The sequence below is a fragment of the Microcoleus sp. PH2017_28_MFU_U_A genome (genome assembly GCF_020738035.1).
Taxonomy (GTDB): Bacteria; Cyanobacteriota; Cyanobacteriia; order Cyanobacteriales; family Microcoleaceae; genus Microcoleus.
The window spans coordinates 1-12,328 of the sequence record NZ_JAEQCX010000159.1 but is presented as its reverse complement, the minus strand read 5'-3'; the positions used below and the strand labels follow the sequence as shown (position 1 = coordinate 12,328).

The following is a 12,328-nucleotide window of genomic DNA, read 5'->3' as shown; positions in this document are numbered from 1 at the left end:
TAAAATGCGATCGCCTTTTCTACATCCCCTTGATTGGCATAGATTATTGCTAGACAGTGCAAAGTAGCAGCTTTCCCTTGAACATCGCCAATTTTTTCCTCAAGTTCGAGAGATTCTTGATAAAATGCGATCGCCTTTTCTACATCCCCTTGATTGGCATAGATTATTGCTAGTTGGTGCAAAGTAGCAGCTTTCATCTTAATATCGCCGATGCGTTCAAAGATTTCCATAGCTTGCTTTTCTAAAGTAATCGCTTTTTCGATTTCTCCTAGATTGCGTTCAACAATTGCTAATTCATGCAAAGAATTTGCCTTGAGTTCGGCTAAATCTTCATCATCTTTAACCAAATCTAATGCTTGTTTCAGATAGTATTTTGCTGTTGAGTAGTCACTCCGACTGCGATAAGCAATTCCCAAATCATTCAAAACCCTAATGCGAGTTTTTAAATCACCTTGAGTTTCCTCGCGCCCATTCGAGGGAGTGTATTCAATCAATAACCGTTTTAATAAATCTATCCGTTCCTGCTTTTCTGGAACCTCACAATTGCTAATTTCTTTGCTAGCATCCAGAGTTTGAGAAATCGCATCATCCCTAGTATTTGCCGGAGTTTTAAACACAAAAGTTCCCGAATTCCAGGCCCAGAAATCCGGCGCATAATTAGCAACTCGCGTAATCGCATAATCTGGCAAACAAAAAATCATTGGATGCCGTACCATAACCGGATAAGCATCTCGCACCCAATTAAAATCTACCAACATTGGCGGATATTCCCCCGTCATCCCGATCGCATTTTCCACTCCCCGCACAATGAAAATCAACTTTTTGTCTGGTTGAACCTTGACTGCTGGCAAAACCTTCAGAATTTCATCCATCAAAAAGCGCATATCAGGATCGGGAAAATCCCAAATCTCAAACTGCATCTCTTGACAATCGGGATGATTAATTAAAGCCTGAATAATCGCATCTGTATCCTTCGCAAAATTACAGTCAATAAATCCCAAATCAAAGGCATCATCGGGAACAATATCGACAAACGTCAGCAATTGGTCAAAAGATTCTTGATTGAATTCAATTATCCTTTGCTGGTGTATTTCAGGGATTTCCTTGAATTGATCTAAGGGCTTGTTGGAAAGCATAACTTTGTTTTACGAGTGGGTTGACATAATTCCACCGACTATTGCCGTTGTATTCCAAGACGGAAAGATTGAATAATAAATTTTGTCCGATTTCTTCTTTAGCAATATCTTTGTCGATGCAAACTCGCGCTAGTATTGTATAATATTCTGGTGTAGGAGTAGACCTTTCAAAATCAAATTGCTGTTGATTTAAAGCGTAAGTTACATCTTCAGCCAAAACTTTATTGTGTTTGCGAGTAATGGCCGTGCGACAAGCCGATCGAGTTATCTGCATCAATTGTCGCACATGACCGCCACTGGCTTTTGCCAAATCTAGCAACTGTTTTCGATCATCAAATACCGCACTAACATCAACTCGTTTCTCGATCAAACTGGCAACTCCATCTAATCTTTGCTGATTGCAATTTAAATCGCACTCACTGCGGTTAAATTCATAAATATTCACCATTGGCACGATGTTGGGATTGCTATCAAATAAATTGCTGACATTTTTATATGAATAAATTACCGAAATCGGCACTGTATAGATAATTGTACAGTCTAGTTCTTGCAGTTGAGGAGCATAATCAAAAAACAAATGATTGGCAACTCTTGGAGTAATGCGGTCTAAGTTATCAACAATCAGTAAAAATCCTTTTTGGTAACGGCCTGGATATTTGCGTATCAGCTTGTCAAAAGCATCTTTTAACAACAGATTCATATCTGTTTGCAAGCGGGATAGATTGCGCTGAAGAGTTTCGCGAATAACTTGTTTGTGTTGACTAGAACCTCGGATTTGACCGATCAATTTTGCCATCAGCTTAGAAATAAAGGGAATTTCTGCCCCTGCACTTGCTTCAGTTTCAATGCTAACAGAAGATTGAACAGTTTCTTCTGTTTCTTTAGTGACTTCTTTAAACCACAATTCAAAACTATGTAATAGTTTTGGATCAAACTTCAATCCTAATTCAGTTAACTCATCAGCTACTTTTTTGATAACTAGCAAATATAAATCGGTATATTCAGCATCAAGAACATCTAGTTCCTGATCGAATTCTATATAAATCACCCGATATTCATTTTCCCACCGCGACTGAATGCGTTTTAATTCTGTACTTTTGCCGCATCCCCGATGTCCCGTAAACAAAATTGTGTTAAATTCTCCCGGTTCTTGAAGATCCAAATCCGTGCTAACATTTTCGATCGCCACTGTGTTGCGTACTGCGGACAAATCTACATAATATCGGGCAATATCATCACCCGCTAGAGGCTTGACATCGCAAGCGCGGTAAGCTTCCTTGAGTGTTTTGGCGCGGTTGGGTGGGAGTGAAGTCATCGGATTTTAGATTATGGATTGTAGATGGAACCCACAGTTGACTGCGATTAGGGGCGATCGCAATGTGGAGCTTTTCAACCCCAATTCTAACTCATATCTCACACGATACTCAAAAAATGGCGATCGCCACCGACTGACCATAATTAATTATTGTCCTAAAAATCAGGTTTTCCAATACTTTTGTAAAGACAAGGAATCGCCAACGAACTGTTAAAAGAAGAAGTTCATCAAAGCGATATAGTGCTGGCTTTTCACCATCCAGACGATCGATCGCCCTTTGACAGATTTTGCTGTTGCCTAAACATTCTTACCTAGCCAACTCTAATTTTGGTTCCCGCTTGCTTAAATTGTAACTAGCGCTTTCTTCCAGCAATTGACGAACAAAACTAGGTTCTTCGGAGTTCAATGAATGCAAAATATCTCGATACAAACGACAAGCATCATCATCATTCAAAATGCGGTTGTGGAGAATTCTCGTCCATTCCGAAGCAACGAGCATTAATTGCGGTATAACTGTAACAAATGCTTGAATCTGTGCTGACACATCAAAAGATTCTAAAAAATGAATCAAACCGAACATGACTTCTGGCTGTTCGCAGCGATCGTCTAAAATCAGATGTAAATCTGGCAAATCTTCATTGTGAGGACGATCGGCAACTGAGGCTAAAGCATTTTCAAAAGCTGTCACTTCATCAGGCGATCGCATTAATTTATTTTTTTCTAAAAAGTTAATCCAAATATTTTCTTTCATCAGCTATTACCTTCCTCATCTGATTCATGGGGAACTGTCTAACTTGTCAAACAGTTGATTAAAAAAATCCTCCGCTTTTTTCCCTTCCCCTCGATCCATTTGTTCCAAGCCCAGTTTAATTCCCTTTAAACTCTCCAATAACTCAACTGCATCTAAAAGCTTCTGATAAGATTCAGCATCCTGAACAACTAACTCTGCTTTCCCGTTGACAGTTAAAACTAAAGGATTTTTTGTTTGCTTCAGTCGCTGCACAAACTCAGTCGTATTACGTTTGAAATCGGTGAGAGAATGTATGTCTCTTGAAAGGTTGATCATAATAATAACATTAAATTAGCATCTAATTCAATGCTACACCATGCCGACGGAGTTCGTCAATCAAATTTTGATAGCAAAAAAAATAGCGGAATCAAACGCGGTACTATAATAAATTAGAGCAATACATCAATCCCAAATCTCAAATCCCATGTCCCTAACGCTTTACAACAGCTTGACCCGCCGCGAATCACCTTTCGATCCCATCGAACCCTCAAAGGTGCGGATGTATTGCTGCGGCGTTACGGTATACGATTACTGCCACGTCGGCCACGCCCGCGCTTACATCGTCTGGGATATGGTGCGCCGATATCTGATGTGGCGGGGATACTCGGTGCGCTACGTACAGAATTTTACCGATATTGATGACAAGATTCTCGATCGCGCCCGCGAGACAAATTCCACAATGGAAGCCGTAGCCGAACGCTTCATCGACGAATATTTTGCCGACATGGACAAACTAAATATTCTCAGGGCCGATGAATATCCCCGCGCCACCCACTCAATAGACGGCATCAAACGGCTGATTCACGAGTTAGAAAACAAAGGCTTTGCCTATGCGAACAGTGGCGACGTTTACTACAGCGTTCGCAAGTTTGACAACTACGGAAAACTTTCCGGCCGCAAGTTGGAAGAAATGGCAGCCGGGGCTAGCGGCAGATTAGAAACCTCCGAAATAGAAGCTCAAAAAAAGCAAGATTCCTCAGATTTCGCTTTGTGGAAAAGTGCTAAACCCGGTGAACCTTTTTGGGAATCATCTTGGGGAAAAGGTCGCCCTGGATGGCACATTGAATGTTCGGCGATGGTGCGCGATTGCTTGGGCGAAACTATTGATATTCACTGCGGCGGTTCCGATTTAACTTTTCCGCATCACGAAAACGAAATTGCTCAATCTGAAGCTGCGACTGGCAAGTCTTTGGCTAATTATTGGATGCACAATGCTTTTGTGACTGTTAATGGCAGAAAGATGTCGAAGTCTTTGCACAATTTTATTACAATTCGCGATTTGTTGGAGGGGAATTGGTCGGGAGAACTTGAATCTGACCCCCCCCAGCCCCCCCTTGCTAAGGGGGGGAGTAAGAGTGAATCTGACCCCCCCCAGCCCCCCCTTGCTAAGGGGGGGAGTAAGAGTGAAAATGAATCTGCCCTTGCTAAGGGGGGGAGTAAGAATCAAAGTAATAAGTCAAAAGCGGTGGAACCGATGGCGGTGAGGCTGTTTGTGTTTATGGCGCAGTATCGCAGTCAGATAGATTTTACTGAAGATGCGATCGCCTCTGCTCGAAATGGCTGGAATACTATCAACGAAGGCTTGCTTTTTGGACTCCGATATGCAGAGAAACTGAATTGGGACGTTGAGAAAACTGGACAAGATACCAAAGCTGTGCAGCAATTCCAAGCAGCTATGGATAATGATTTCAATACTCCTGCTGCTTTGGCTGTTTTGTTTGAATTGGCGAAGGAATTGGGTAAGGAAAGCAATGTTTTGGTGCATCAAGGCAAAACTGAAACTTCGCCGGAATTGTTGCAGCTTCATTGGCTGACTTTGGTGAATTTGGCGGGAGTTTTGGGGTTGGAGGTGCAACCGGAAGCTGACAGCGATGCGGCGGTTGGCGGTTTGAGTGATGCGGAAATTGAGGCGATGATTCAGCAGCGGAAGGATGCCCGGATAGCTAGAAATTTCGCTGAGGGCGATCGCATTCGCAACGAACTCAAGGATCGGGGCATTACTCTGATCGATCAAAAAGATGGCACAACAATTTGGCATCGCAGTTGAAATTCAGAGTTTTTTAACCGCAGATGAACGCGGATTAACGCAGACGAAATTCCATCCGCGTTCATCTGTGTTCATCTGCTGATATCTGCGGTTGCAAACTTCCATTCACAAACTCCGCAACAGCACTCACAAATTCTGCCGTAGATTCGTAGGGTAAAACATTGCGCCCCGGCATTAATAAACCCTCTGCGTTGGGAAAGTTAGCCAAATATTGCGCTATTCTTTCCTCTGGTTTTTCTTCCTTACCTGATTGACTGATGCTTGAGGCTTTTTCTCCCATAATAACGAGTGCCGGATTCATAAACTGTTGAATCGTGGTACTATAATCTTGCCGCCAAAAACCCGCTAAAAATGAGAAAACTGCATGACGGCTGTCAGGATTTGCCGCCCCAGCTTGCAAAGCATCCAACCATTCGCTGTCAACTTTAGCAGCATCGCCAAACAGTTGTTTTGCAGAAAAAGAGCGCAAAAATTTAGCGCGTCTGGCGTATCGATAAAAAGCGTTTCCCAAGGGAGAGTCTAACAAATTCCAGACGATTCTTTGCTCTCTATCTGTCGAATGTTTGTTCATCACCGCCCAGGCTGGAGGCCCGGCGAGAACTAAGGAATGGATTAAATTAGAACCGCTTTCCTGCTGAATTTTGGCTAATTCCAAGGCTACACACAGTAAAGCACCTTGCACGAGGACGATCGCAGGTTTTTTTACTACAGTCTCCAAGAAAAACTGCAACTGTGCCGCCCAATCCTCAGGATAGCAAGCCACAGCGGGCATTTCGCAATCACCGCAGCCCAAAAGGTCGGGATTGTAAATCGGATTTGTGTTACCTGATTTGTACCAACTTTCGCAAAATCTGTGCCAAAAGACTCTTGACAATCCAACTCCTATGGGATGAATTAATAACAAAGGTATGCTATCTTCTGTCGCAGTAGTTGGTTGATAAACATCATAAGCACAGCGATATTTTTGCCATTCGTAAAACAGCGTTGGTGATTTGATAGACGAAATGGCTGATAAATCTTGAGTTGAATATTGTGGTTGCATATTATTTTTTTGTGCCGATGTTACTTTTTATTATAAAATGAGTAGGGCTGGGTTTTACCCAAAATATATGGGGTAACTCAGAAGATAAATAAACCCGCCCTGTGCGAGGAGATAAGCGCAACTACAGACCTTTATTATTTAATCATGTCTGAACAGCGGATTACAATTTCTATACCTAACTTGCTGCTCATTGTAGCATCGTCCTTGCTGCTAGTGCTGCTGTGGCAATTGCGGAGTCTGCTAGTAATTCTGATGATATCAGTCGTGCTCGCCGCGTCGATCGTCCCGATCGTCAATTGGGCCGAAACCATGCGCGTTCCCCGCTGGCTGGCGGTGATTCTGGTTTATTTAACTCTGATTGGCGGATTCAGCGGGACGGTAGTGTTAATCGGGCCGACAGTCATCGATCAAATACAGTTACTGGTGCGACAGTTACCAGTTTACGCCGAAAGTCTGGAAGTGGTAGCGACTAGCTTAGCCAGTCGCCTCACCGATGATGCACCTGCTTTGGTGAATCAGTTGCTGGACACTCAATCGCTGACAAATTGGCTGATTCGATCGAGCCAACAACTGGTTTTGCGATCGTACAGTTTAACAAGAGGCATTCTCGGCGGCTTCTTCAGCCTAGTTTTAGCATTATTTATTTCCGGGTACATGGTAGCGGACAGCGACACATTAATTAAAAGTTTGGTGCAGTTTTTCCCGAAACCTTGGGACACAAAACTCGCCGCCCAAGCCACGCCCATCGGGCAAAGAATGGGGAGTTACATTCGCGGGCGGGTGTTAGTTTCGGGGATTTTAGGGATATTTATCACCGCAGGTTTGAGCTTTTTGGGGATGCCGGAGTTTGCTTTGGGCTTGGGTGCGATCGCAGGTGTGACAAATCTGATTCCCTTCATTGGCCCGGTTTTGGGTGCAGTACCCGCCTTAATCGTCGCCTTAGCTAAGGGTGGATGGGTGTTGTTGTGGGTATTGCTGCTGTTTGTATTTATCCAAAACTTAGAAACTTACGTACTAGATCCTTTGCTGGTTGGTTCCTCGGTTGGGGTGCATCCATTGTATCAATTGCTGTCTGTCTTGGGAGGCGTGCAAGTATTAGGAATTATTGGCGCGGTAATTGTGCCGCCTTGGTTTGCGGGAGTAGCTGCTTTGATTGAGAATTTGTATTTAAAACCGAAGCTGAGGAGCGAATATCGAGAGACAATAAATCAAGCTAAAAATAATTCTGACTTACCACCTTTGACACCTTCGGCTTCAACAGTTGACAGTTGACAGTTGACAGTTGACAGTTGACAGTTGACAGTTGTAGGGTGTGTCGCCTGCGATAAATTCCTAACTCAATACCGAGAATCTCAGGGCGACGCACGTGATACGACTCATTAAAATTATTTCCACAAACACCAAACTCGTCAAAGGCTGATTTGCTCAAATATTTTATCCGGTGCGTCGCCCTGAGTTTATTCGTCAATTTGAGAGATGGTTGAGGGCGACACACCCTACACATAATTCGGTGCGTCGCCCGATCGACTATTTGTCAATTTTAAAGATGGTTGGCGGCGACACACCCTACAAATAATGTTGCATGATTTTTCCTAAAATTCGGCACAGTGAATTGAAAAAACTAGACAAAATTGCCACAGCCACAAACTCTCTTGAAATTATCTGCGTTCATCTGTGTTAATCTGCCTTAAATCTGCGGTTGCTCTATCAATCCTAAGTCTAGTATCTATAAGCCCAATGACAACTGACAACTGACAACTGACAACTGACAACTGACTAAGGACTAATTGCCACTTCAATGCGACGGTTGCGCTGCCGATTGATCTCAGAACTATTATCCACCGAAGGGCGACTTTCCCCGTAGCCGATCGCCACCCAATGATACTTCTGCCCGAGCACACCAGACAAATACTGCACCACAGCCTGAGCCCGCGCAAACGACACATTGCGATTTTCCGCCTCTTCAAGAGCGTCGTCAGTGTGGCCTGCAACCCGCACCGTCGCCCCCTCGTAACTCCGCAACTCCGCCACCAAATTGTCCAAAATCGCACTGGTACCCGCCCGCAGAGAAATGCTGCCAGTATTAAACAAAACATCGCTGGGCAAAGTTACCATCAGCGCATCCCCTGCAAACACTGGATTTCTCGTATTCTGTGGCTGCGCGTTACCATCGAGAGGGCTCGGCGCGGGTAAAGCCAGAGGAGGAGTGGCCTCCGTTGGGGTTGCAGCCAATTCCTGCGACATCAACTGCAACCGCTTTTCCAAAGTTTCCGTCGGGCGGCTGCTACCCAACTGACTTTCTAAAGCCGCTGTGCGCCCAATTAGCGCGTTGAGCTCGCCCTGCAACTTTCTTAAATCTCCCTGCAATTTCTCTCTCTGGGCGGGATTGACTTTCGACTGGGGAGTTGGTGTAGCGGTTGGTGCAGGAAGCGCTGGAATTGGCGTTGCTGGGGCGCGTTTCGGGCTGGAGGTCAAATTTTGAGTTACGCGCAGCAATCTCTCGGCGATCGGCATAGACGTGGCGCGTGAGGGATAAATTTGGGCGATCGCCATCCCCAAAACCCACGCAAAACCGCTGCCTACTCCCAGCAACAGCAGTCTAAAGATTAGCGACAGTAAAAATAAACCTTTTCCCCGCGACTTCGAGACGCGAGTCGGGGGGATTGAAGGTTTTTCCGTAGAATATCGCGTCATGGTTCCTCCCTCTCGGTACACATATAGCAATCCTAAATCATTTGTGAATTTCTTACTCCCTCCCCTTGGCAAGGGGAGGGTTGGGGTGGGGTAAAATTTTTACGACTCCTGCAAGGATTGCTATACCAGATTAATTTCGATACTATCCTATATATCCAATTTGAGATTTTGGATTTTAGATTTTAGATTGGAGGACAAATCTCAAATCTGAAAAATTCACCCGGTTTCTACAAATCTGGGGTTTGGCTGCACAGCATTTCCGACAAAAACCCGATTGCTAGTCCCCTGCGTGTAAGCCTGAATCTGTTAGATAATACTGTAGAACTTTTGAAAAAAAAAACGATGACTGACCCTTTAAATAGCCCCTATCCCGTGCCTTGGGAATGGATTAATGAGACTCACGCTAAGGTGAGTTCAAATGCTGGCACAGGTATCCGCTACTATCGGAGTCCTTCCCTAGTTTCAACTAACGGCCAATACGCGGCTTACAGTCGAATTGAATTGCAAGTACAGCCGGAATTGGCCCGCTGTCGGGTTAGCAGTGTCATGTTTGTGGAAAATCTCAAAACTGGGGAACTGCAAACAGTGGCGGCTGCTTCGCCCCTGGCGGAAAGCGGAATGTATGCTAGCGATGACACAGATATGTCCGGGACGATCGCGATTTTAGTACCTGTTTCTTGGAATCAAGAGGGTTCCCGCGTTCTCGCCCGCGAATTTGAAGCGTTGTTCAACTCTTCCGATATGTCCGACTACGCGGTCATTTGGGATAAAAATGATAATTATACTTATACCGTTGCTCCGGCTCGCAGTCTTTACACCCATGCTGTATTGTTGGGTTGGAGTCAAGTTTGCCCGGGACAAGTTCTGTTCCGCGCCGGTCATTTGGGCGATCGATCTTGGCCTCTTTGTGCCGTCGATATGACTGGCCAAACCGTATCTGTCACCCAAGACAAACCCCTAGTTTTCGGCACTCAAGCCAGCACAGACTGGATCGAACCTAAAACTCGTTTCTAGATATATTTATGGCGGCATATTCTTTGATTTGGCCCAAAATTATTTTACTTTCCGGTCAATCTTTAGAGCAATTTCTTTTGACTCTGGGGATGACAGCTTTGGCTGTGATTTTCGGTCTCACAGCTTTTATTTTTGTTCGGGTTTTTGTCAATTGGTTGCAGGACAAGCTGGAGGAAAAACGCCATTTTCTGAAATTGAAATCACCCCTAAAAAACCGAGATTCAACTGCCAATATTGCCGCAGGTAAAAACGTTTTTTTAGAACCGCAATTTGTCGAAGAAGATTCCAATTATCCGGCGTTTTTTGAGGAACCAGAAAGCGATACTTTAGAAGAGCCGGAGCCAGAAATCGTCTGCGAAGATGCAGCAGCAGTTGCCCATCTCTACAACCCGATCGCACTTTGGCAAGGGCGCTTGATTTTGCCATCAAACGAACAGCGCCAGATTTATGGATCAGTTTTTTTTGAAGTGATCAATGCACCCAAAAAACATCAAAATTTCATTGGCAAAATAGCATTTTTGAAGTGGAGTACAGATCGCCAAGTACAATTTTTTGTCCACGCCGTCAGTCAAGATATCAGCTTCACCAAACAAACTCAAAAAAGTCAAAAATCAGGCAACATCCATCCAGATAGATTGAACGGCTGGCGCAATGTCGGCCCTTTAGAAACTCTAGCAGGTAGCAGACGCGAAGACAGCGTGACTGTGATGTTACGGAGACCGGTGATTGCCATCAACCATAGCAACAGCGACCCGCAAGAATTAATTATCGATCGCGAACCAGTACAAATTATCGGACGTTTCTGTGCCTTAGTCTCAATTTTACAGCGCCCAGAACCCGACAGCGACAAATTTATTGTCCGGCATTTGGGCCAAACATCCCAACAATTTGACGGCGCCGCCGAAATCATTCGGATTCCCCAAGTACAGCCAGACAAAAATGGGATAGCGAGGTCTACCAATCACCAAATCGAACAATCGCCATTAAATTCAGAGGGCTGGTACATTTACGGCGAAAGAGATGAAGATAATATTTTTGTTGTTCAGGCTATCGAACCCCGGAAAATTGCCCAATTAATCCCAGATGAAACACATTTCGGGTTACAAAAATCTCTCGCTTATTTAAAAGACCAAAACTGGTTAAATACTAGGGCGCAAAAAGGACAAGCCAAAAGAGTATTGTTGATGCCAAATGATGCTACAGAAAACGATTCAATCTCCCCTTGGCAAGAAGGAGATATCGGTATAGTGATTCACTGTTTCGGCGGTATCGGCGGCAAAGGCGGCGAACCGGCACCGCTGAGAATTGTCACCGGACATTTTGCTTTTGGAGTAGCAAAAGTTGTGCGCGATCGCTTTACCCGCGAACTGCGTTTTGACATAGAATACAAACAAGTTTATGCCCACAATCCAGACGGAATTGTAGCAGGTTCCAGCAAATGGCAAAGTTACATGGGAGACTTGCAGCGCGGCTGGTTGGGCGATCGCCCGGTGTGCGATATCATCTGTAAATTAGACTGCGTGTGTTGCGACTACGACTTTGACGGCATCACCTTGTCGCCTTTAACTGAATTAAACCAGCAACTAGATATCATGATGGCGCGCTACCGCAGCGGAGACGGCACCGGCGCCAGTTTAGTCACGCCAGCAACTTCTTGCGTCCAAGATTCCAGTCAGGCAATTTACGCGACAATTAAAAAAATCACTGCGGAAATTGAGTCAAATCCTCAGATTCAAGACTGGCTGAAAACACATCCCACCGCCGCACAAACCGAAAGATTTAACCAGTTAATAGCCTTAGGAGAGAGTTTAGAAAAAGTATTAATTCCCCTCGGTGTTGTCCGTCCAGATTGGCGCAAAAATGCGAGATTGGCGGGTATTGATTCTGAACTGAAAAAAAGCTTTTTTGCTGGCATCGTGAATTCGTTCAAAGCTGCTATGAGTTACCGAACAATGCTGCCGAGGCGTACCCAAGATGCGATCGCCAAAATCCTCTTAAAACAAGGAGCTTTTTTGTGGGTAATTCGCACAAATCAAGTTGGTGGATGCGATCCAGACATTGAGCCGATCGCACCTACAGGACTTTGAGTCAAATTATAATATAAGAAAAAGACGGCGGTTGAAACCGCGTCTACACAAACAAATTCCGCCTCCGCGGAATGAAGAGAATTAATCAGATCCGGCGATTTTAACCGTCTTTTCTTCAACCCGCGGAGGCGGGTTTTGTCTGTGTAGACGCGGTTTCTAACCGCCGAGTCTTCTACGAATCCGGCGATTTTAACCGCCGTCTT

12 protein-coding genes are annotated in these 12,328 nt (G+C 44.6%); 5 read left to right on the top strand and 7 right to left on the bottom strand.

The window, feature by feature from the left end:
• Together JGK14_RS31395 and JGK14_RS31390 are read right to left on the bottom strand one after the other, a co-directional pair.
• Window positions 1-1,136: tetratricopeptide repeat protein (locus tag JGK14_RS31395; RefSeq protein WP_325315895.1), on the bottom strand; the 1,136-nt coding region annotated here is incomplete at its 3' end.
• Window positions 1,093-2,451: a P-loop NTPase fold protein gene (locus JGK14_RS31390; RefSeq protein ID WP_293196739.1), complete on the bottom strand. Its 1,359-nt coding sequence runs from the start codon at window positions 2,449-2,451 to the stop codon at window positions 1,093-1,095. The genes JGK14_RS31395 and JGK14_RS31390, both read right to left, overlap by 44 nt.
• 195 nt (window positions 2,452-2,646) lie before the next feature.
• Here JGK14_RS31390 and JGK14_RS31385 point away from each other — a divergent pair, with 195 nt between their 5' ends.
• On the top strand, window positions 2,647-2,766 hold the full coding sequence (locus tag JGK14_RS31385; protein ID WP_325315896.1) for a hypothetical protein: 120 nt from the start codon (window positions 2,647-2,649) through the stop codon (window positions 2,764-2,766).
• On the opposite strand, the gene JGK14_RS31380 is transcribed toward JGK14_RS31385, so the two are convergent.
• Both JGK14_RS31380 and JGK14_RS31375 read right to left on the bottom strand, forming a co-directional pair.
• Window positions 2,759-3,202 carry an Imm30 family immunity protein gene (locus tag JGK14_RS31380; protein WP_293190429.1) on the bottom strand — a complete coding sequence of 148 codons (444 nt, stop codon included), beginning with the start codon at window positions 3,200-3,202 and terminating at the stop codon, window positions 2,759-2,761. The two genes, JGK14_RS31385 and JGK14_RS31380, sit on opposite strands and share 8 nt — an antisense overlap.
• A 24-nt stretch (window positions 3,203-3,226) precedes the next feature.
• The gene (locus tag JGK14_RS31375; protein WP_293190430.1) at window positions 3,227-3,517 is read right to left on the bottom strand and encodes a type II toxin-antitoxin system Phd/YefM family antitoxin; all 291 of its coding nucleotides are present in this window, start codon (window positions 3,515-3,517) and stop codon (window positions 3,227-3,229) included.
• Between the two features lie 148 nt (window positions 3,518-3,665).
• On the opposite strand from JGK14_RS31375, the gene cysS reads away from it, so the two are divergent.
• Window positions 3,666-5,288: a cysteine--tRNA ligase gene (gene cysS / locus JGK14_RS31370; protein WP_325315894.1), complete on the top strand. Its 1,623-nt coding sequence runs from the start codon at window positions 3,666-3,668 to the stop codon at window positions 5,286-5,288.
• 61 nt (window positions 5,289-5,349) lie between these two features.
• Here cysS and JGK14_RS31365 read toward each other — a convergent pair whose 3' ends face one another.
• Window positions 5,350-6,330, bottom strand: a complete 981-nt coding sequence (locus JGK14_RS31365) for an alpha/beta fold hydrolase (RefSeq protein ID WP_293185218.1) — start codon at window positions 6,328-6,330, stop codon at window positions 5,350-5,352.
• Window positions 6,331-6,474: 144 nt separating this feature from the next.
• Here JGK14_RS31365 and JGK14_RS31360 point away from each other — a divergent pair, with 144 nt between their 5' ends.
• A complete protein-coding gene (locus JGK14_RS31360; RefSeq protein WP_293224269.1) occupies window positions 6,475-7,602 on the top strand; it encodes an AI-2E family transporter in 1,128 nt (375 codons plus the stop codon).
• A gap of 504 nt (window positions 7,603-8,106) precedes the next feature.
• Here JGK14_RS31360 and JGK14_RS31355 read toward each other — a convergent pair.
• Window positions 8,107-9,024 carry an OmpA family protein gene (locus JGK14_RS31355; protein ID WP_293185216.1) on the bottom strand — a complete coding sequence of 306 codons (918 nt, stop codon included), beginning with the start codon at window positions 9,022-9,024 and terminating at the stop codon, window positions 8,107-8,109.
• 342 nt (window positions 9,025-9,366) lie between these two features.
• Between JGK14_RS31355 and JGK14_RS31350 the strand changes: the two genes are divergently transcribed.
• Both JGK14_RS31350 and JGK14_RS31345 read left to right on the top strand, forming a co-directional pair.
• Complete coding sequence (locus JGK14_RS31350; protein WP_293196742.1) at window positions 9,367-10,038, top strand: hypothetical protein; 672 nt, start codon at window positions 9,367-9,369, stop codon at window positions 10,036-10,038.
• A gap of 8 nt (window positions 10,039-10,046) precedes the next feature.
• A complete protein-coding gene (locus JGK14_RS31345) occupies window positions 10,047-12,125 on the top strand; it encodes an abortive infection protein (protein ID WP_325315893.1) in 2,079 nt (692 codons plus the stop codon).
• Here JGK14_RS31345 and JGK14_RS31340 read toward each other — a convergent pair.
• Window positions 12,071-12,328 (bottom strand): hypothetical protein (locus JGK14_RS31340; RefSeq protein WP_293200983.1); only part of this gene is annotated, 258 nt, incomplete at its 5' end. The genes JGK14_RS31345 and JGK14_RS31340 overlap by 55 nt on opposite strands.

Coding starts and splice junctions, on each gene's coding strand:
- JGK14_RS31360 (WP_293224269.1), top strand. CDS start 6,475: ATGTCTGAACAGCGGATTACAATTTCTATACCTAACTTGCTGCTCATT.
- JGK14_RS31365 (WP_293185218.1), bottom strand. CDS start 6,330: ATGCAACCACAATATTCAACTCAAGATTTATCAGCCATTTCGTCTATC.
- cysS (WP_325315894.1), top strand. CDS start 3,666: ATGTCCCTAACGCTTTACAACAGCTTGACCCGCCGCGAATCACCTTTC.
- JGK14_RS31350 (WP_293196742.1), top strand. CDS start 9,367: ATGACTGACCCTTTAAATAGCCCCTATCCCGTGCCTTGGGAATGGATT.
- JGK14_RS31355 (WP_293185216.1), bottom strand. CDS start 9,024: ATGACGCGATATTCTACGGAAAAACCTTCAATCCCCCCGACTCGCGTC.
- JGK14_RS31375 (WP_293190430.1), bottom strand. CDS start 3,517: ATGATCAACCTTTCAAGAGACATACATTCTCTCACCGATTTCAAACGT.
- JGK14_RS31390 (WP_293196739.1), bottom strand. CDS start 2,451: ATGACTTCACTCCCACCCAACCGCGCCAAAACACTCAAGGAAGCTTAC.
- JGK14_RS31345 (WP_325315893.1), top strand. CDS start 10,047: ATGGCGGCATATTCTTTGATTTGGCCCAAAATTATTTTACTTTCCGGT.
- JGK14_RS31380 (WP_293190429.1), bottom strand. CDS start 3,202: ATGAAAGAAAATATTTGGATTAACTTTTTAGAAAAAAATAAATTAATG.